The 20,651-nt window shown below is 36.9% G+C and carries 20 protein-coding genes and 1 tRNA gene; 15 read left to right on the top strand and 6 right to left on the bottom strand.

Annotated elements, in window-relative coordinates:
• Window positions 1-66: 66 nt before the first annotated feature.
• Both AC5YGI_RS14205 and AC5YGI_RS14210 read right to left on the bottom strand, forming a co-directional pair.
• A complete protein-coding gene (locus tag AC5YGI_RS14205; RefSeq protein ID WP_330745864.1) occupies window positions 67-1,080 on the bottom strand; it encodes a hypothetical protein in 1,014 nt (337 codons plus the stop codon).
• A gap of 33 nt (window positions 1,081-1,113) precedes the next feature.
• Window positions 1,114-1,968, bottom strand: coding sequence for a hypothetical protein (locus AC5YGI_RS14210; RefSeq protein ID WP_330745865.1), 855 nt, complete (start codon window positions 1,966-1,968; stop codon window positions 1,114-1,116).
• Window positions 1,969-2,037: 69 nt separating this feature from the next.
• On the opposite strand from AC5YGI_RS14210, the gene AC5YGI_RS14215 reads away from it, so the two are divergent.
• The 10 genes from AC5YGI_RS14215 to AC5YGI_RS14260 all read left to right on the top strand — a co-directional run bounded on the left by AC5YGI_RS14215 (window position 2,038) and on the right by AC5YGI_RS14260 (window position 8,527).
• Window positions 2,038-2,556, top strand: a complete 519-nt coding sequence (locus tag AC5YGI_RS14215) for a Crp/Fnr family transcriptional regulator (RefSeq protein WP_330745866.1) — start codon at window positions 2,038-2,040, stop codon at window positions 2,554-2,556.
• 53 nt (window positions 2,557-2,609) lie between these two features.
• Window positions 2,610-3,155 carry a DinB family protein gene (locus AC5YGI_RS14220; RefSeq protein ID WP_496168712.1) on the top strand — a complete coding sequence of 182 codons (546 nt, stop codon included), beginning with the start codon at window positions 2,610-2,612 and terminating at the stop codon, window positions 3,153-3,155.
• Between the two features lie 45 nt (window positions 3,156-3,200).
• Window positions 3,201-3,707 (top strand): methylated-DNA--[protein]-cysteine S-methyltransferase, encoded by a 507-nt coding sequence (locus AC5YGI_RS14225; RefSeq protein WP_330745868.1) that lies wholly within the window; start codon window positions 3,201-3,203, stop codon window positions 3,705-3,707.
• Window positions 3,708-3,801: 94 nt separating this feature from the next.
• On the top strand, window positions 3,802-4,569 hold the full coding sequence (locus AC5YGI_RS14230; protein WP_330745869.1) for an isocitrate lyase/PEP mutase family protein: 768 nt from the start codon (window positions 3,802-3,804) through the stop codon (window positions 4,567-4,569).
• Entirely contained in the window at window positions 4,566-5,612 is a 1,047-nt protein-coding gene (locus tag AC5YGI_RS14235) for a bifunctional transcriptional activator/DNA repair enzyme AdaA (protein ID WP_330745870.1), read from the top strand. The genes AC5YGI_RS14230 and AC5YGI_RS14235 overlap by 4 nt, the downstream gene beginning before the upstream one ends.
• 56 nt (window positions 5,613-5,668) lie before the next feature.
• Window positions 5,669-6,274: a CDP-alcohol phosphatidyltransferase family protein gene (locus AC5YGI_RS14240; protein WP_330745871.1), complete on the top strand. Its 606-nt coding sequence runs from the start codon at window positions 5,669-5,671 to the stop codon at window positions 6,272-6,274.
• Window positions 6,275-6,401: 127 nt separating this feature from the next.
• Complete coding sequence (locus AC5YGI_RS14245) at window positions 6,402-7,004, top strand: DUF2911 domain-containing protein (RefSeq protein WP_062670647.1); 603 nt, start codon at window positions 6,402-6,404, stop codon at window positions 7,002-7,004.
• Window positions 7,005-7,007: 3 nt separating this feature from the next.
• Entirely contained in the window at window positions 7,008-7,535 is a 528-nt protein-coding gene (locus tag AC5YGI_RS14250) for a GNAT family N-acetyltransferase (RefSeq protein WP_496168716.1), read from the top strand.
• Entirely contained in the window at window positions 7,532-7,903 is a 372-nt protein-coding gene (locus AC5YGI_RS14255) for a cupin domain-containing protein (protein WP_330745873.1), read from the top strand. Before AC5YGI_RS14250 ends, AC5YGI_RS14255 begins: the two co-directional genes overlap by 4 nt.
• A gap of 243 nt (window positions 7,904-8,146) precedes the next feature.
• Window positions 8,147-8,527, top strand: coding sequence for a PEGA domain-containing protein (locus tag AC5YGI_RS14260; protein ID WP_137904244.1), 381 nt, complete (start codon window positions 8,147-8,149; stop codon window positions 8,525-8,527).
• A gap of 64 nt (window positions 8,528-8,591) precedes the next feature.
• On the opposite strand, the gene AC5YGI_RS14265 is transcribed toward AC5YGI_RS14260, so the two are convergent.
• Window positions 8,592-9,335, bottom strand: a complete 744-nt coding sequence (locus AC5YGI_RS14265) for a dienelactone hydrolase family protein (RefSeq protein ID WP_496168718.1) — start codon at window positions 9,333-9,335, stop codon at window positions 8,592-8,594.
• 195 nt (window positions 9,336-9,530) lie between these two features.
• Entirely contained in the window at window positions 9,531-9,962 is a 432-nt protein-coding gene (locus AC5YGI_RS14270) for a type I restriction enzyme HsdR N-terminal domain-containing protein (protein WP_110011083.1), read from the bottom strand.
• Between the two features lie 7 nt (window positions 9,963-9,969).
• Here AC5YGI_RS14270 and holA point away from each other — a divergent pair, with 7 nt between their 5' ends.
• The 4 genes from holA (at window position 9,970) to AC5YGI_RS14290 (ending at window position 13,269) form a co-directional block, all read left to right on the top strand.
• Window positions 9,970-11,007: a DNA polymerase III subunit delta gene (holA, locus tag AC5YGI_RS14275; protein WP_330745876.1), complete on the top strand. Its 1,038-nt coding sequence runs from the start codon at window positions 9,970-9,972 to the stop codon at window positions 11,005-11,007.
• 355 nt (window positions 11,008-11,362) lie between these two features.
• Window positions 11,363-12,307: a thioredoxin-disulfide reductase gene (trxB, locus tag AC5YGI_RS14280; protein ID WP_110011081.1), complete on the top strand. Its 945-nt coding sequence runs from the start codon at window positions 11,363-11,365 to the stop codon at window positions 12,305-12,307.
• 524 nt (window positions 12,308-12,831) lie between these two features.
• Window positions 12,832-13,044 carry a glyceraldehyde-3-phosphate dehydrogenase gene (locus tag AC5YGI_RS14285; protein ID WP_114821597.1) on the top strand — a complete coding sequence of 71 codons (213 nt, stop codon included), beginning with the start codon at window positions 12,832-12,834 and terminating at the stop codon, window positions 13,042-13,044.
• Window positions 13,045-13,184: 140 nt separating this feature from the next.
• A tRNA-Ser gene (locus AC5YGI_RS14290) sits at window positions 13,185-13,269 on the top strand.
• Between the two features lie 653 nt (window positions 13,270-13,922).
• Here the strand turns inward: AC5YGI_RS14290 and AC5YGI_RS14295 are convergent.
• Entirely contained in the window at window positions 13,923-16,244 is a 2,322-nt protein-coding gene (locus AC5YGI_RS14295) for a phage tail-like protein (protein WP_496168721.1), read from the bottom strand.
• A gap of 278 nt (window positions 16,245-16,522) precedes the next feature.
• Here AC5YGI_RS14295 and AC5YGI_RS14300 point away from each other — a divergent pair, with 278 nt between their 5' ends.
• Entirely contained in the window at window positions 16,523-17,941 is a 1,419-nt protein-coding gene (locus AC5YGI_RS14300; protein WP_330745922.1) for a transcriptional regulator, read from the top strand.
• Window positions 17,942-18,009: 68 nt separating this feature from the next.
• Here the strand turns inward: AC5YGI_RS14300 and AC5YGI_RS14305 are convergent, their stop codons facing one another.
• On the bottom strand, window positions 18,010-19,560 hold the full coding sequence (locus AC5YGI_RS14305) for a hypothetical protein (protein ID WP_496168723.1): 1,551 nt from the start codon (window positions 19,558-19,560) through the stop codon (window positions 18,010-18,012).
• Window positions 19,561-20,651: the final 1,091 nt, after the last annotated feature.

Below are 20,651 nucleotides of genomic sequence, written 5' to 3' on the forward strand. Positions count from 1 at the left end.
TACGGAATGGACAACTGAGTGTATAATGGATTATTCCGGTAGAAATCTGAATAATTTTTCAGTGAATTAATGCCTGTTATCACAATTAATCGGGAAATCCTTCTCCTTTTGATCTAAAAAGCTGATGGAAGGACAACCAAAAGACTGTGCCATGAATCCAAAAATAACAGGAGGCTTTCCTTTGAACAGGTGGCCGGTATATTGGAAAACATTGGCTTCATCAGCATCTATTCCATACAGAGGAAGAAACTCTCCGCCATCACTTCCAGCAAGACTGAATGTTTTCTCCGCCATTTTTTCTTCGCGTTCATTGATGGCTACAAGTCTGCGTTCTGTGATATTCCCTTCTTCAAGATAATCCTGCAGGTAATAGGTCAGATTTTCATACTGTGCCTGGTAGGTTTTTCCCGGGGTAAGCTTTGATGGACTGAAATATTTTTTTGCAATAGCGGCATCAGCTTTTTGCCATTTCACAGCTTTCATTTTATGATCTACGAAAGGATTTTTATTCCCAAAATACGCGATGGCATTAATGTAACGGTCGTAGTCTGTTGTCTTTTGATGAGTGGCTACCTGAAACCCCATCATGTAAGAGTCCGGATCTAAATCTTCATCATCTGAATAAGGACTTAAATAAGCCACGGCCTTTAATTGGCTGACAGGCATTTTTTGAAGATGATTAGATCCATACTCATAGATGTACAAAGAATCATTTTCTTTGAGATGAATTCCATCAAGCAGTTTTTTTCTGCTCGGAGCATCCAGTTCAAAATGCTGGCGTTCCTCATAAGTCATCTGCTTCCGGTTTTTCATAATAGCTTCCGGTACAGGCTGTACTCCTTTATAGATATCCGAAACAGAAATGAAAATATCAATATCGGAATCTTTTTCTGCGGATGAAATGACAGACAGACTGAAAATATTAAAATCTGTATAATCTATTTTCTCTTCAGTTTTTACTGTTTTTACAGAATCATTTGTTGTTTTTATTTCTGTAGCCACTGTTTTTTTCTCTTCTTTCTTACAGCTGACGATAGCCAATGGCAAAAGTAAAAGAGCAGCGGCAGTTTTGGGTTTCATGATTTTTTTTAGCATTAAAGTGTTTATCATAGTCTAATTCATTTTGTAATAAGGTTCCGAAAAGTATTTGCTGGGTTTGATATAAGCCATTTTCCTTTCTGCATCAAAGATCCAGATAAACCTGCGGAGCATATCAGCACCGAGATAACTTACATTTTGTGTTTTCAGTTCCCCGGAGAAAAATCCTACGGAAACATCTTTAAATACACTGTTTCCCAACTTGAAATACGGCAAAACCGCTTGTTTGGTAGTTAAAGTTTTACCTTCAGAGTTCCTGAGGGTTTTCTCTCCTGTTATCTTCAGTTTTTTTTCAAGATGTTGTTTTTCAGCGAATTCGTTGCTGTAGAGTATTGCTCCCGAAAATCCGGATTGCAAAACAAAATAGGTTTCCTGCTGCGGTCCGTCATCCATAATATTATCTGCTGCAAGATAAAAGCCCTCATGATCCTGAATAATGTTAATGGGTTGATAATCTTTCAGATCCGGCATTTTGTCGTAGATCACAAACTGGTTGTTATCATAATCAATTTTAAAGGCTTTCCCTTCAAAAATTCCGGTTCCGATTTTTCCGTCCGCTTCATGACCTGTCAGCTGATTGTCAAAAAAACGCACATTTTCCTGGACGATCTTTCCGATCTCAACAGTATTATTATCGCTGATTTCTTCTTTATTAAAAATAAGATGACCTGCTTTGCGCTTGCTGTCGGGAGAAATTGAATAATCCTTCATGGCGATCTGAAACATCAGATCCAGAGAATCCTTTTTGTTGACAAGGGTCTTTACAATGATATTATTGTGTTTTGTGATCCGGAAGGGGATGGTCTGCTGTGCTTTCATACCATACAATCCGGCAGAAAGCAGTATGAAAAGTACTGTTCTTTTGAGCATTATCAGTGATTAGTGTTTTAAAACTTTAAAATTACCTATTATCTTTGGAAAAGCAAATAATAAAATGAAATGGTTGAAAAATTGCTTCAGAGCGGAATCCATTGGGAAAAGAAAGCATTCAGACGGAATGAGTTTCTGAAGATTTCAGGCAGTACAGATACCTCTATTTATTTTATAGAAAAGGGAAGTGTCCGGATCTTTATGATGGATGAAGATGAAGAAAGGATCATTCGTTTCGGATACACAGGAAATATTATTGTCAGCCTGGATTCCTTTTTGTCGGGAAAGCCTTCGGAACTTTACATTCAGGCGATTAAGAAAACAACGGTGAAAGTAGCTTCCAAAAAGGATTTCTATGCATTTATACAATCAAATGAAGAACACATGAAATTCTGGATGAGTGTTCTGGAAGATCTTGTACTACAACAGCTTGAAAGAGAAAAAGATCTGCTGATCAATGCTCCCGGAGAACGTTTTGAAAGAGTTTTAAAACGAAGCCCAAAGCTATTTCAGGAAGTTCCCAATAAATATATCGCCAATTATCTGAGAATGTCACCGGAAACCTTGTCCAGACTGAAAAAATCTTGAGTTCAGTCAAGATTTAAGAACAACCAGATCAGCATATTTGCATAAAAAACGTAATGAAAATTTCAACCTCAGAATTACTGAATGAATTAAAAAACAGGACAAAGCAGCATTTAGAGTTTGCTGAAATGTTGTCTTCAAAGACGGAACATGATCTGAATTTCAGAACTTCCGCAGACAGCTGGAGTACCTTGGAATGTCTGGAACATCTCAACCGCTATGGAAACTTTTATATTCCTGAAATCAACCGCACTATTTCTTCAGCAAAGAAGTCTTCTCAACTCTATTTTAAACCCGGAATTCTTGGAAATTATTTTGCTAAAAGTATGCTTCCCAAAGAAAAATTGAATACAATGAAAACGCTTAAACCCATGAATCCTATCCACAGCAATCTGGATAAAAGGGTAGTGGAAACATTCATAAAACAGCAGCAGAAAATGCTTGAGTTACTGGAAGAAGCACAATATATTGATCTGGAAAAAACAAAAACAAGTATTAGTATTTCAAAGCTGATCAAACTGAAGCTGGGAGATACTTTTCGTTTTGTTATTTATCACAATCAAAGGCATGTTGAACAGATAAAAAGAATTTTAACGGATTAAAAACAAGTTATGACTTCCAAAAAGCTTACTTTTAAACTAATGGAAATGATACACAAAAAAAATATATCAACTCCTTTGGGTGAAATGATCGCCTGTGCCGTGGATCAGGGAATTTGTCTGCTTGAATTTACAGACCGGAAGAATATCGAAAAACAGCTGAAGGCACTGTCAAAAGTTTTAAAAGCGGATATTGTAGAAAGAGAACATTTTCATTTTGTACAGCTGGAGAAGGAACTGAAAGAATATTTTGAGGGAAGAAGAACCCGTTTTGAAGTTCCGTTGTTTACCACGGGAACAGAATTTCAGGAGAAGGTCTGGCAGTTGCTGCGTGAAATTCCGATGGGAGAGATAAGAACCTACAAGCAGCAGTCAGAAATACTGGGAAACCCTAAAGCGATACGTGCCGTAGGAACAGCCAACGGAATCAATAAAATTGCGATTTTGATTCCCTGTCATCGTGTGATAGGCTCAAACGGTGAATTGGTTGGATATGCCGGTGGAATCTGGAGAAAACAAAAACTGCTGGAGCTTGAAAAGGCCATCTTATTTTAAACCAAAATTTACATTCGGAGAATTATAAAAAATAGGTGTCCATTTTTCGGTTGTAGAACAGGCAGTAATCTTTCTACTTTTGAATAAAAAAATTATGATCAGTTTTAAACAGTTACATCATGGTGAAGAACCGTTACTTTTGGGTAATGTATGGAATGTAGAAAGCGCAAAGGCATATGAAAAGCTGGGGTATAAAGCATTGGCAACCTCAAGTTCGGCAGTCGCGCTGAGTTTGGGATATGAAGATGGAGAGCAGATGACCTTTGAAGAATATTTTTATATTATCAAGAGGATCAGAGCTTCCGTTTCAATTCCTCTGTCGGTAGATCTGGAATCCGGATATGGTCTTGAAAATGATATGGTAGTTTCGAATATCCTGAAACTTATAGAAATTGGAATATCAGGGATTAATATCGAAGATACCAATGTTATTGACGGAATACGAGAACTGGTAAACAGAGATGTTTTCTATGAAAAATTAAAAGATATTTTTATCAAATTAGGAGAAAACAGAGGTAAGGTATTTATTAATGTACGCACAGATCCTTTTTTACTGAATATTGAAAATGCGCTGGAGGAAACTTTAGAGAGAATTAAACTGTGTGAAGAACTTAAAGCCGATGGCGTTTTCATTCCGGGCATGACAGCTGAAAACGACATCAGAACCATTACAGAAGCTACTTTTCTTCCCGTGAATGTTATGGCTCTTGCTGATTTACCCGATTTTGATACGCTTAAAGCATTAGGTGTAAAAAGAGTTACTTCAGGTGCTTTTATGTACAGACATATTTACAGGGAGCTTGAAAAAGCAAGTCAGAAAATTACAAACGTAAGAAGTTTTTCACCTCTTTTTATTTCATGATGGAACTTACAGAAAAAATAATGTACGAGGCATCTTATATCAAAGATGTTTCATTTGAAGGGATATTCTGGATGGGCGTAAAAACCACAGGGATATTCTGCAGACCGACCTGCACCGCAAGGAAACCGAAATTTGAAAATGTAGAATTTTTTTCCAATACCAAAGATGCAATGCTCAAAGGATATCGCCCATGTAAAGTGTGCAGACCTTTGGAAAATCTCAACGCTACTCCTCCATATATCAAAGATTTATTGAAAGAAATTGCCGACGACCCCGCGTTAAAGCTTAAAGATTATGATCTTGTAAAAAGAGGATTGGAACCCGCAACAGTCCGAAGATGGTTTCTGAAACACCATGGGATTACGTTTCATGCTTTCCAGAGAATGTCAAAACTCAATACAGCATTTAAAAAACTTCAACAGGGAGAATCGGTTACAGAGGTAGCATTTGACACAGGATATGAAAGTCTGAGCGGTTTTAATGAGAGTTTTAAAAATATTTTTGGAGTATCACCTAAGAATAATTCCATGGAAAAGATCATTGATCTGAAGAGAATAGAAACCATGCTGGGAACAATGATAGCCTGTGCCGATGAACATGGAATCTGTCTTTTAGAGTTTTCCGACAGAAAAGCACTTCCGACAGAATTAAAAAGTGTTGCGGAATATTTTAAAGCAAATATTATACAAGGGGAAAATCCTCATTTTGTTACGCTGGAAGAAGAATTGAAAGAGTATTTTGAAGGAAAAAGAACCGCATTTACAGTTCCTATTTCCCCTGTAGGAACAGCTTTTCAGAAAGAAGTCTGGACTATTCTTCAGGAAATTCCTTATGGTGCAACAAGAAGCTATCAGGAACAGGCAGATAGTATGGGAAATCCTAAATCCGTAAGAGCTGTAGCCAATGCGAATGGTCTGAATAAGATATCTATTATCATCCCTTGTCATCGCGTAATTGGCAGCAACGGACAATTAACGGGCTATGGAGGTGGAATCTGGAGAAAACAAAAGCTGTTGGAATTGGAAAAAGCTATTTTATTTTAGAATATATATAAAATATCCTTATATTTCGGAATTTATAATAAACCTGCCCACTTTTTATGAAATCAAAAATTCCGGATATCTTGATTTTTTCCAGACTGATTATTGGATTTGTCATCGTTTATTTAAGCTTTATTAAAGTAGAAAATTATCAGACAATTGCTGTTGTTCTTTTATCCATAGGCTTACTGACTGATATCTTTGATGGGATTATAGCAAGATATCTCGATGTCTCCACTCAGAAACTCAGACGTCTGGATTCTTCGGTTGATCAGATATTTTTTATATCAGTGGGAGTGGCTACGTATATCCAGTGCCCTGTTTTCTTTGAAACCAATGTTTACAAAATAAGTATTCTTGCAGGGGCTGAAGCTCTTATTTACGTGGTAAGCTTTTTAAAATTCAGAAAAGAAGTTGCTACCCATTCTATTGGTGCCAAGATCTGGGCTTTATTGCTTTTTGGAACATTGGTACAGGTAATTTTAGAATGCCGGTCCGTCGTTCTGTTTAATCTTTGCTTCTGGGTAGGGCTGCTAACCAGGGCAGAAATTATTGCTATTCTTTTATTATTAAAAACATGGACAAATGATGTTCCTTCTGTTTTTCATTCAATACAACTTAGAAAAGGGAAAACTATTAAGAAAAGTAAAATTTTTAATAGTTGATTATTTACTTTTTAAAAGGATTTGGTTAAAAATACCCGCATAGAAAAATATCGGTAAAACAAATTTTAACGAAGTTTATGAAAGCTATTTCGCTCTGAATTTTGTAATTTTAAACAAAAATTTACACGTGAAAAAGTTACTAGCAGCAGTTTGCATTTCAGTTTCAGCATTCAGTTTTGCTCAGGATTATTCTGTGCCGGCAGCAAGTCCGCGCCAGAAGGTTGAGCAGCAGTTTTCAATGTCTAAAATTACCATTGATTATGGAAGACCGGGAGTGAAGGGACGTAAAATTTTCGGAGAACTGGTTCCTTATGGCCAGGTTTGGAGAGCAGGAGCTAACTCGTCTACGAAAATTACTTTCGGGCAGGCCGTTAACTTCGGAGGGAAAACAGTACCTGCAGGAACTTACGGTTTATTTATCGTTCCTACAGAAAAAGAGTGGAAAGTAATCCTGAATAAAGATTTCCAGCAATGGGGAGCGTATACGTATGATCCTAAGCAGGATGTAGTAGACGTTACGGTACCGGTGAATAAATTGACAGACAAACAGGAATGGTTTGAAATTACTTTAAATCCTACAGATGAAAACTCAGGAAACCTGGTGATCAAATGGGATATGGCTCAGGCGGAAGTTCCTTTGAAACCATCCAAATTAGACACTGTCATCAAGATTTCCGACAAGTTGAAAGAAATCAAGAAAATAGAATCAGACTCTACTAAAAAAGGCTAAGCAATGAATTTTTCTGTTCAACCTGTTTTAGAGAATGAAGAATTTCAATTAATCCCCTTACAGCAAGGGGATTTTGAATCTTTATATGAAGTAGCTTCCGATCCTAAAGTATGGGAACAGCATCCCAACAAAGATCGTTACAAGAGAGAAGTTTTCGAAAACTTTTTCAAAGGAGCTATGGAAAGTAAGGGTGCTTTCAAAATTATGGAGAAAGCAACCGGAGATGTACTGGGAAGCAGCCGTTATTATGATTTTAATGAAGAGAAGAACCATATTTTCATCGGCTACACTTTCTATGGAACAAAATCATGGGGAAAAGGAATTAATCCTCAGGTTAAAAAGTTGATGCTGGATTATATTTTCCGGTTTGTAGACAAAGTTCATTTTCATATCGGAAAAGAGAATTTCCGTTCGCAGACCGCTTTGGAAAGACTGGGAGGACAAAAAATAGCTGAAGAAGAAGTGGCTTATTTTGCAGAACCTACAAGAACCAATTTCGTATATGAAATTAAAAAAGAAGATTGGGTATGAAAAAATACAAAATCCAGCAGTCACCATTTATCGTTCCCACAACAGATGGAAAACTGATTGAAGAACATTGGGGAAATTCTACAGGGAATTCTACTATTTCTATTGCTCACATGGTAGCCCCTCCGGATTGGAGTGAGCCCCACCAGACTCCTGAATTTGATGAATTTACCTACATTATTTCAGGAAAAAAGCAATTTGAAATAGACGGAGAAATTGTTACATTGGAAAAAGGACAAAGTATCCTTATTGAAAAAGGAGCTAGAATCCGTTACAGCAATCCGTTTTCAGAACCTTGCGAATATCTTGCCATCTGCCTTCCTGCATTTTCTATGGAGCTGGTGCACAGGGAAGAAGAAGGTGTAGACTAAAAAAGCTGTTAAAAATAGAAAAAAGCAAATCTGCATACCAGTGGGTTTGCTTTTTTTATGCCCAATTTTCAAAAGACGATGCAACTTTATGGTATTGAGTCTTTTGAGACCAGATTTCAGGATGAAGGTACTGAAAACATTTGTCAATACTATATTTTTTAAAATATTTGCTCTGATTGATAGTACTGATTTTTGAATTATTTTGTAAGTTCGCGGACTTAAAAAAATGAACAACTAAGATCTATGAAAAACAAATTATCAATTGTGCTGTCCCTGAGTATTGCGCTTTCTACCACTTCATGTGCAACCATTTTTACAGGAACTCAGGATCCAATAGCTTTTACTTCAAACCCTGAAGGGGCAAAAGTGTTTCACAAAGGAATAGAAAAATGTACAACACCTTGTACAACCAAAATTCCAAGAGGTTTGGGTAAGCAGATGGTTACATTTGAAAAAGAAGGATTCGAGAAGAAAGAAGTGAAGCTGACAAAAACTTTTAATGCCGTGACTTTACTGAATATTATTCTTGGAGGAGCAATAGGAGTGGGAATTGATGCTGCAACAGGTTCTCTTACCAAATATTCTCCCAAAAAATATGACGTGGAGCTTCAGGCTAAACCGTAATTAAGCTAACACTATAAAAGTAAAAAGGCAAATTCATTGATTCACGAATTTGCCTTTTTTATGTTTATTTCAAAATTTCTTTCAGGAACAGCAATGTGTGGTTCCATGCTCTTTTAGCCATTGTCGGATTATAATCCGGTGATTTCGGATCTGTGAAAGTATGTTTGGAATGGGCATACGTGATGATCTGCCAGTCGGCATTTCCATCGTTCATTTCTTTGATGAGGTTATTGTAATCTTCAGGTGTCACGCTTTTATCATCTGCCGGATTTTCAACAAGAATTTTAGCCGTCAAAGCTTCATTTTTTCTGTTCAGATCTCTGCCCAGACTTCCGTGGATGGAAACAACACCCGCTACAGGAAGATGGCCTCTTGCCGATTCTAATGCTCCTGTACCTCCGAAACAGTAGCCGATTACCGCTACCTTATCAGAAATTGCTCCGTTTTTCTTCAGTTGTTCCAACGCCAGCGAAATTCTTTTCTGGTACTCCTGGTAATTCTGTTTGTAATACCCTGAGCTTTTTGCAGCAGATTCGTTATCTGCAGGAATTTTTCCTTCACCGTAAATATCAGCGATAAAAGCAATATATCCTTGCTTTTCGAGTTCAATAGCGGCTGTTTTAGCTTCTTCGTCTATACCTTTCCAGGCTGGAAGAATCAGTACTCCGGGAAGTTTTTTTCCTGCATTGGAAGTGATGAGACCATTAAGTTTCTGGGAACCGTCCTGGTAGGAAACAGGGTTAAGTTTTTGACTGAAAAGGGTTCCTGAAGCCATAATCATTGCGGTTAATAAGATGGAACGTATCATATTTTGTAATTTATTTTATTATAAACTACACTAATCCTTTCACAAATACAACCAACAACAATTGTGCAATTCGTGTAAAAATTTGTGATATTAGTGTTGAAAAGAAATCTTATCGAAATTAATAAAAATAACTCAGAAAGAATATTAATAGAATATTATTTAATCTTTTTCAGGAATCATTTGGTATTTTAACCCTTACTCAGGTCTGTAAAACTGATACTGTCCGTCTTCATAATAAGCATTGATGTGCTGCAAACCGTTTGTTAAAATAATTTCCCTGGCACCGATAATAGAATTGTATCGGGCAGTCTGTTCAAAAGTTTTTTCCGTTAATTTGATCTGCGGGGCTTTACATTCAATCAGAATTATAGGTTCTGTTTTTTCAGTAACCAGAAGGTCAATCCTTTTGGTAAGACCATTCAGGATAATTTTTTTTTCGGTAATCAGAGCCGATGTGGAGTAGGATTTTACAGTAAGATAATAATGTACCCAGTGTTGTCTGACCCATTCCTCAGGAGTGAGCAGAAGATAAGTTTTGCGGACCAAATCATAAATAAAAAACTTATCTTTGTCTTTCTTGAATTTAAAATCAAAAGTTTCCTGAAAATTCAGTTTTGGAAGTTCCATTAATAAGATGAAAGAATTAGATTTAATCCTCAAAAATATTAAAAATAAAGAAGTTTTACCTATTTATTTTTTCCACGGAGAAGAAGCTTACTTCATTGATGTCGCTGTAAAGGCTCTTGAACATAACTTTTTGGAAGAAGATGAAAAAGCTTTCAACCAAACGGTTACTTACGGAAAAGATACTTCTTATCAGGAAGTTCTTTCCCTGGCAAGGCAGTTTCCGATGATGGGAGACAAGCAGGTGATTATTGTGAAAGAAGCTCAGGATTTACGATTCAATGAAGAGGAAAACAGAATTCTGGAATCCTATGTAGAGAACCCGGTGCCTTCAACGGTATTGGTTTTTGCCCATAAACACAAAAAACTGGACAGCAGAAAAAAAGCGGCCAAAGCTCTGGATAAAGCCAAAGCCCTTTTCCTTAGCGAATCTGTAAAGGAAAGCAACTTACCGAAATGGATTTCGGATGAATGTGCAAAGCTTAAAATCAATACAGCTCCCAATATCTCTCATCTACTGGCAGAATATCTTGGAAATGACCTGTCCAGAATTGCCAACGAGCTGAACAAGCTGAAGATGATCCTTAAAGAAGGAGAAATCCTTGATGGAACCATCGTTGAGAATCACATCGGAATCAGCAAAGAATATAATATTTTTGAGCTCCAGAAGGCTTTAGGAACTAAAAATGCCAATGCAGCTTTTAAAATTGCCCATTTTATGGGTAAAAACCCGAAAAATAATCCTTTTGTCATGATGCTGGCAAGCCTTTACAATTATTTTTCAAATGTTATTATTTATCAGACGATGGCGGGGCAGTCTCCACAGACGATTGCTTCACAGATGGGAGTGAACCCTTATTTTATCAAAGATTACGCGGAAAGTGCCAGGCTTTATCCTCTGAAGCATGCCACAAGAGTGATTTCTATTCTTCGTGAATTCGATATGAAAGGTAAAGGACTAGGAGCGGTGAATATGGGAGAAGCGGAGCTGATCCGGGAACTTGTGTATAAGATCATCAATGTAGATAAGATTAAGATGAAGGTGTGAGGCGAGTTGCGAGATGCGAGATGCGAGGTAGCGAGTTGCGTGATGCGAGGTAGCGTGATGCGTGTTGCGAGATAGTGAGATTCGGGATATGATGGATAAAGGACATTAAAAAGTTTTAAATTTTCTGCCAATCTAAATTCCGTAACACAATAACCCGCACCCCGAAACCCCGAATCCCGCAACTCGCTACCCCGAATCCCGAATCCCGAACCCCGGAACTCACCCCACAACAGTTACCATCGAAATACAACATATCAGATATTGACAAGTATCATTAAAATAACTTTAAAAAGAAATTAAAAATTCCGAAATTAGCGGTCTAATTCAAATTAAATCTTTTCGAACAAAGCAAATTATGGAGCAAAACATTTTAGATTGTGTGATCGTTGGATCTGGGCCTTCTGGTTTCACAGCTGCTATCTACGCAGCAAGAGCAGACTTAAAACCTGAATTGTATACAGGTTTGGAGCCGGGCGGACAATTAACAACCACTACTGAAGTGGATAACTTCCCAGGGTATCCAGCCGGGATTACAGGTCCTGAAATGATGATGGATCTGCAAAAACAGGCAGAAAGATTTGATACCAAAGTTCATTACGAAATGATCACCAAAGCTGAATTCTCCAAAGAAGCAGGCGGTGTTCACAAATTATATGCAGGAAACAAAGAGATCCTAGCCAGAACAGTTATTATCTCTACAGGAGCTACAGCAAAGTATTTAGGTCTTGAAGATGAGAAAAAATATGCAGGAGGCGGTGTATCAGCTTGTGCTACGTGTGACGGTTTCTTCTACAGAGGAAAAGACGTGGTAGTAGTAGGAGCGGGAGATACAGCTGCTGAAGAGGCTACTTACCTTGCCAAACTTTGTAAAAAAGTAACGCTGTTGGTGAGAAAAGATGTTTTCAGAGCGTCAAAGGCAATGGTTCACAGAGTGGAAAATACACCGAATATTGAAGTGAAATTCCACCATGAATTAATTGGAATTGAAGGAGAAAACAGCCTTGTAGAAAGAGCGGTAATCATCAACAATCAGACTCAGGAGAAATCTACAGTGGATGTGGAAGGGATTTTTATCGCCATCGGTCACAAACCCAATACAGATATCTTTGTGGGGCAGGTAGATCTTGATGAAAACGGATATATCGTGACTGAAAAAGGGTCTTCAAGAACCAATCTTCCGGGTGTATTTGCTGCGGGAGATGTTCAGGATCATATCTACAGACAGGCTATTACAGCTGCGGGAAGCGGATGTATGGCGGCAATGGATGCAGAGAAATATTTAGCTGAATTACACGGATAGTATTCAGTATTATACAATACAAAGCGTACCCACCGGGTGCGCTTTTTTGTTCCTATATCCCTGAGTTTTATTGGGTAATCGCAACGTCGCAAAGTTTTTTTCACTTTATGTATAATTTTAAAGCGTATGAATACTTCGACTTCGCTCAATATGAGATTTTCACCAAAGAATATATGTTATCAATTTTATCGGAGATAAAATCTTTGCACCTTATAACAGTCTTTTTTTAATATTACTTGCGCCTTTGCGCTTACAACATTCAACATCTCTCCATACCCAATATTCGATAAGAAATTAAATAAATAGCTTTATTTTCCAGAAATATTTCCAAAATCCTCATGACCATCTATATAACAACTGAAGACGTACACATTCCCTTCCTTTGGAGGGGTGTCAAAAATTCTTTGAATTTTTGACGGGGTGGTTACGACTATACAATTGAGTAAAAGTGATAGATAAGTTATTATGATCATCTTGTTTTGCGTAAAGTAAAATCCCTAAATTAGCCCATAATCAAAAACAAAATGGAAACAAAAATCATAAAAGTTACACATGTTACCGGAACTTACATCATTGAAATTCCCAATGGAGCACTTAATGACATGAAAACCCAGCTGGACAAATGCCTTAATGATGAACAGGGTGCTATTGTAGTAAAGGGAGAAGATGGAGATCAGTTTGTATATCCGTCTGATTTTTTAAAAAACAGTTTTATTTCCATTGTTGATCGGGAATAGGGAAGATCTTCAAAAAATAATTCCCCTGATTCCTAGTCTATTATTAAGTTTTGTTAAAATTTGTGTGGGAAAAGTTTTGCAGAAATTAAAAATCGTTCTATATTTGCACCACTGAAAACAACGGTATAGCCGGAGTTTAGGGAGAGTTGGCAGAGTGGTCGATTGCGGCAGTCTTGAAAACTGTTGACTGTAACAGGTCCGGGGGTTCGAATCCCTCACTCTCCGCAAAAAAGCCTTGAATCATTTGATTCAAGGCTTTTTTATTGCTCATTATTCTAAAGAGCAATCGGGGATCAAGCGGATCAAGCGCAAAAGTTGGGGTAATGTTAAAAGGCTGCCGCGACAGCTGCTATCTGGAATAAGCAGCTCCGGTAGCATGAATTATTTCAAGTTTTACTGCAGAAAAAATTTACTCGCCACAATCCAAGAAACTAACGAAAATCACCCATCCTGAAACGGTGTTCCATTGCCTCCTTGTTCAAAAAATACAAGCCTCAATGAAATTGAAAAACTTTAATTTTTAAAGTTATAGTAAAAGTTATAATATCCATCCTTATCTATGCTATGATTGCATTTCTGAAAAAGAATATCATTTTCTACTTTATATTAATGCTGAAATTTTTAACAAATAACCGGTGTTTAGTTTATAAGATACAGGAAAATAAAAACCGGAGGTAGAAAAATAACCTCCGGAAAAACACAAAGTTGAAAAAATTACATAGTCCTTAGTAAGGACATAAATAATTTTTTGGAAGCGGGTAGAAACACTATGAAATACCCGCCTGAAAAAAGATTCATTAAAAAGAAATGAAATTATATGTTTGTTTGATCTGCTATATCAAGATTAGATATCCATGTCAACTATCAATCTATTCCTTCTATGGAGTATAACCAATCTGACATTTGCCAGGAGTGCCTAAACTGTTATTCCATCCACTGCCAGACGGACAGTCATAAGAGAATATAACCAGTTGTCCCGTACTATACCGGTAACATTCATAGTATTTATTATCGCGATCTGCTCCAAATAGAAAACGACCTGTTGTAGGTGATCCTATTGTCCTTCCGACACATGAAACAGACGCAGTACCTGCATTAACATGAAGTATAAGAGTACATGTTCTTCCACCTATATTAATTGCAAAACTTGCATAGCCAATCCCTGAAGGCGTTCCTGTAATTGTGTACGTAAGAGTACTATTCCCATTAACAAAATTTCCTGCGGCCAATGTCGCTGTAAGGCCTGTCACTCCTGTAGAAGCAACAGTCTGTCCGCCATGTGATCCTCCGTTTCCACCAGTATAAGAAATTACAGAAGTTACTCCGGATGCAGCGGAACCATGAACTAGGGTGCCGCTATTGGTTGCTCCTGCACAATTTAAACTCGTAATAGTACCTGCTGGAGCAGTGACAGTTCTTGTTAATGTACAAGTTTGCCCTCCGATATTCATTGCAAAACTTGCTGTACCCGCTGTACTTGGTGTTCCTGTGATGGTATAGGTGAGAGTGCCGTTTCCAGTAGCAAAGTTTCCGGCTGCTAAAGTTGCAGTAAGTCCTGTCACTCCTGTAGAAGCAATAGTTTGTCCACTATGGGTTCCTCCATTACCGGCCGTGTATGAAATTACAGATGATACTCCGGATGCTGTTGTTCCTCTTGTTAATGTTCCATTATTAGTTGCTCCGGCACAGTTCAAACTGGCAATGGTTCCCGCAGGTATGGTAACAGTTCTTGTTAAAGTACAGGTACGCCCTCCAATGTTAATTGCAAAATTGGCATTACCAGAAGCAGAAGGAGTTCCGGAAATCGTATAAGTGAGATTGCCATTCCCATTAACAAAACTTCCTGCGGCCAATGTCGCTGTAAGACCTGTCACTCCTGTAGAAGCAACAGTCTGTCCGCCATGTGATCCTCCGTTTCCTCCTGTATAAGGAATTACAGATGATACTCCGGATGCTGCAATACCGGGATTCAGAGCTCCGCTATTGCTTGCACTTGTACAAGTAATTCCTGTAATAGAACCGGCTGATGGAGGAGTCGCAGCGCAGGTAGATACCCATTCTGAAGAGTTCCAGAAATCCATACAATTTGTTGTTGTGTTATAAACCATCAAACCTGCAGGTTTGCTCGCAGCCGGAATGGCATTTCTCTGTACTGTGGTCAGTCTTGGAGGAAGAAAGCCTTTATTGGTAGCATTTAACTCCAGAATGGCATTTGCATTGGGAGCTACAGTACCAATTCCCATATTTCCATTGGGAGCCATTGTTGCAACAGTATTCAGAGTCTGTCCGGCATCTCCATAAATACCTACTGCATTTTGTCCCACTTTAAACTGAAGACCGGTTTCTGCTCCCGAAGCATTGATTGAAGGGCCATATGAATTTGTAACATCAAACCAGATATTATCCCAGCTTCCGCTATTAAGAGCATTTCTTAATCCTAACTTTCCACCTACTATATCTACTTTTGCAGCAGGCGCATCACCGGCAATGCCTATTCCTATATTCCCCAGATCCGAAAGTATCATTGCGGGTGCGGAATTTTTTGCAGCTGCTGCATGAAATTGAAGCCTGTTAGAGCTTACTCCCAGTCCATAGAATCTTGTTCCCGCAGTATTGTTATAAACAGCCAGTTTCTTACCTGCCTCATCGTTGATATCTTTTCCAGCAATATCTCCAAGATCAAGTGTATGATTGGGTTCAATAGTTCCTATACCTATTCTATTATTTTCAGCATCTACAGAAAATGTAGATCCATCTACAGAAAATGCATTATTTACACTTCCTGTAAAAGCTAATCTTTTGTCTTCCTGTGTTATGACACGATCAGAGGTAAGAGTTCCATTAGTATTATACATATTGACATCTGGTCTGCTCACTATTTCCGGATTTAGTTTTACCCAAAACATTCCTTCAAAATAATAATAGCCTGCACTATCTATATTGGTTGCTGTACCGGTCTGTGAACCTGTACTGGCATCATCTACATAAATCAATGTGGAAACAGGAGTTCCTGTCATAGACTGTGCCCGTTGGCGATCTACTCTGGGAACAAGTATGCCTTCGGGAGCAGTAGTTGCTCCTTTTGAGTTTTTTGCTGTAATATCAAGTGTTACTTTGGGATCAGGAGTATTCACTCCTACCTGCGCAAAGGTAAAAGCAGATGTTATGAGCGTAATTACTGTAAACGCATTTTTTTTCATTATAAATTTTTTATCCTTAAGTGTAATTAGAATCTTCTAAATGTTTAAAAAATTAACCGGTTTTAAATTTTCTGACATTTTTATTTCTGACTGTGCAAAATTATAGTCATTAGATCATTATACTACTACTACAAGTACACTTCTTTGGTTTAATTTGTTGATTTTAAGACTGTTATTGTTGTGTGTGCGTGCTATTGTAGTAGATGAATTGAATTTATTTTTAATATTTTCTATTATTTTTAAGAATAAAATGATATTTTTATCATTCAGTGAACACAATGGTAAGCAGGACTGATACTTTAAAAATTTTATTGTTTATTTTATTGTTTTCAACTTTAAAATACAAGGCGCAGGATTATTCTTTTTTTCCTGAAACAATAAAAAAAACAGCAGAATATTCGAACCGGGGAGAACTTTCCGGAGCAATGAACTATAATATTAATGCTCTTGGCAAGTATAAAAAACTTAATGATAAAGAAAATATTGCTACGGTATATATTAACATCAGCTATCTTTTATTTCTATTAAACAAAACTGATGAAGGTTTAAAGTACCTGGATCTTGCAAAAGAGGAAATGAAAGGACTTAAAAATCCTCTGCTGGAAGCAAGACTTTATAATGAATATGCTAAAATAAGTACAAGGCTGTCATTAACAGAGCAATCAAATCTGGAGTTTGATAAAGCAATACGATATGCGTTGAAAGTCCCGGACGAAAAACAAAAAAATTACCTCCTTTTTTATAGCTACACCTGGAAACGACTTAACTTTCTTAACAAAAAAGATTCTTTGATCAGTCTTGAAAAGAAGAGTCTGAAGTATATGCCTAGCGGAATTACCTATACCAAAATTGCCGATCGTTTTATACAGGATGGAAAACATCTTGATTCTGCAGACTATTATCTTAAGAAAGCGCTTATTGCGCCTGATAGCAACATTGTTGCAGTTCGTGGACTTATCTGGTTTAGCTATGGAAATCTTTACAATGTCCAAAAGGATCATAAAAAAGCACTGGAATATTATTTAAAATCCCTTCAGACTTTTGAAAAAATAAAATTCAAAGCACAGATAAGAAAGTCCTTTGATTCTCTCTCCAGCACGTATGATTACCTTAATGATCACCAAAGTGCTAATCTTTATTTTAAAAAATACAAACTCATTAATGATACCATAAAAAAGGATGAGAAGAAAGCAGTAAATATTGTAGTAGAAAGGTTAATGCTGGCAAAGGAAAGAGAAGAAAAAAATAAAAGAAACTATTTGTATTTTTTTATTTTTATCATTGTTGGCTTTTCTGTCACTGCTTTTTATGTTGTTAGGAGAAAATATCAAAAAAAACAAAAACAAAAAAATGAACTTATTCAGGAAATGACTTCAGAAACAGATCAACTGAAGAAGAAAGTGGGGGGATCGTACAGAGAGATTATACAGCTGGCAGAATCCAGAAGTCCTTTTTTTCTTACCCGCTTCAAGCAAGTCTATCCCGAATTTTGTGAGAAACTTATTCTTCATTGCCCGGAATTGTCTGAACATGATATTAAATTTTGTGCTTATATTAAATTGAATCTTACCAATAAAGAGATTGTTTTATTTGAAAACATCACGGTTCGGGGCGTAGAAACAAAAAAATACAGGCTTAAAAAGAAATTAAGCCTGTCTGCTGATACCGATCTTAATAAATGGCTCATGGAGCTTTGAAAGTATCGGTTTGTTTTTAATAATTAAAATATAAAGGAATCAGATAAACTTATTTATTACTTGAAAAGTTAATTTAACTTTGTTAGAATAATTTGGTAATTTCTACTTATATTTCCATTATTTGTTATATTTATTATACCTACTGAGGGCATATTCAAAGTATAATTGAAAGCAGTGGTATTCCCTCCATCCTGACAACCAGGATATGACCAGGTAGTTTGTACACTAAATCTATTTACCTGATTAAAAACAGGATTGTTGCTAGCTCCATTTCCTGATGTATGACCTCCTTGGCCGTTGAGTCCATAAAAACTGTTAAGAGGATGATTTGTAACAAAATACTCTGTTGTTGCAATATTACCACAGTTATCATATGTAAAAACATAAGCTTTATATACTCCACTGGTAACTAAACCTGAAATAAGTTGTTGTGTTGCTCCGGCAGCAGCAGTTATGGAATTATTAATTACGGTTCCATAAGCAGCACTTACAGCTTTGTTTAAAACTCCGCTAGCATCTGAATACACAGGAGTAACTACAGTTGGGCCAGCTGCAATAGGGATGTCTCTCACCCTTGTTGTACCATTGATATCCAGAGTATTGGTTGGATCTGTTACTGCAATTCCAACGGTTCCCGCGGTAGAAAGAACCATTCCGGGAGCTTCATTTGCTGTAGATCCTGCGTGAAACTGAAGTATTCCGGTATTGATTCCTAATCCATAAAAGTCGGTTCCTGAAGAATTATTGAATAGAGCAAGTTTTTTTCCAATGGGATCTGTGACACTCGCTCCGCCATTAGTTCCCCCTAAATCTAACCTGTTCTGAGGTGCTGTAGTTCCAATGCCAACATTTCCGTTTGAGCTTAGAGTTGCTACTGTAGTTAAAGTTTGTCCGTCTCCGTAAGTGCCGGTAGTATTTGCGCCCACTTTAAATTGTAAACCGGTTTCGGCTCCGGAAGCATTAATAGAGGGAGCTGATGCATTGGAAATATCAAACCAGATATTATCCCAGCTTCCACTGCCTGTTGCTCTTTTTACCCCGAAAGTATCTCCTACAATGTCAACTTTTGCCACCGGGTTTGCAGTTCCAACTCCAACATCTCCATTTTCATTAATTCTGGCTCTTTCTATCCCTGAAGTTAGCAGCTGAAGGTCAGTAAGACCTGTTGTTTCATCTCCTCTGTAATTGGAAAAGATAGCAGAACCGGACTGAAAAGTATTATTTGCTCTTGGGCTGAAATTAATATTTCCAATTCTTTGTCCATTAGTCATATTCTCGGGAGCTGCAGCTGTTCCATTGGCGGAACGAAAAAAAATGCCAGGATTTATAGAGCTTCCAAACCCTCTGAAGTTAAAATCATTTTGTTCACTGCCTCCGATATTGTCTGAGATAATATCGAGTTTACTTGCCGGAACAATGGTTCCCATTCCTACATATCCGTTATTACGAATAACTACATCGTTAGATTGTTGAGCTGCAGTAGGGGCACCTGTTTCCGGATTATCTTTCGCTCCATCCACGTGAAGGGTTGCCTGTGGATTGGGGGTATTAATTCCTACCTGGGAAAAAACAGCACCTGAAAAGGTAACTGCCAGTACAATTAATAAGTTTTTTTTCATTGTCTTAATTTTTGTAATTAGTAAATTTTCAATTGTTGTGTTATTAGAATCATATTTGATGGGTTTAAAAAATGAAGAGCTACTTTGTTAAGTGTATCTATATTCAATTTCGTCTGCAAAATTAACTCTAGATGGTTTTGAAATAAGTACTACAAATGCACTTTGTAGTGTAAATGGTTGAAAAACAGCGGTTTTTAAAATAATTGAAGTATTGTTGAAGTATAGGTATTGCGGAAATTAGATATCAGATTTTCACTTAGAATAAATGATATCGGATAGAGGGAATTATTCCGAGCTATTAATGTTTAGTGTTTTCATGATTATGTTTTTTTCAAAAATGTGTGAATATTTTATAAAATTACGATTTTTTTTGAATCATATTAAAATATTAATAATAATTAATAAAAGTTAATAATAGCGCTGTGTTTAGGTTGTTATGATAAAGATTCATGAAAAATATTGGTGATTTTTAGGAATTTAAGAAAGGAGAAATGAGATATAATTTAAAAAATCATCTAGGCATTCTTCTTCATGTTTTACATCTGATGATTAAAAGTTCTATGATGTCATGGATATTTTATTGATTGAATATAATTCTCCGACTTCAAATCTACTTCGCATTAAATTTAATATCCTGAAACATAAATTCTTATGCTGTGATGTGTATTTGAGGTAATTGAACTTGTTCTGGGTTGGGTATCTTTATCAGGTAATAAGTTTTTTTCATTCTTTCAAGTTTGAAAAAGAATTTGTCTTTAGAGGCAGGGGAAGGGGATATCCCCTGCTTTTTTAATAACAGCTTCTAAAGCCTTTTGTTTTTGTAGGTTAAAAGAATAGCAGTGTTAAGAGTTTTTCTTTCTTTAACTGCATAATTCACTTTTACATCTTACTTCAAATATGCTTCATTTTTATTTTATGTAATTGTAATGAAGTGTTTTATGTTCGGTAGTGTCTTTGATGTGATACTTTCTTTATTTGAACGCTTTAAATTTGTAAAAGTCAATTCGAACAACGAAAATATCCAGAACGACCGTTTTTCGAGTTACGAGGAAGCTGCCCTGGAAGTTCTGTTACGGTTATTTCTCTGAATT

The sequence above is a fragment of the Chryseobacterium sp. CS3K3.1 genome (assembly GCF_059515165.1).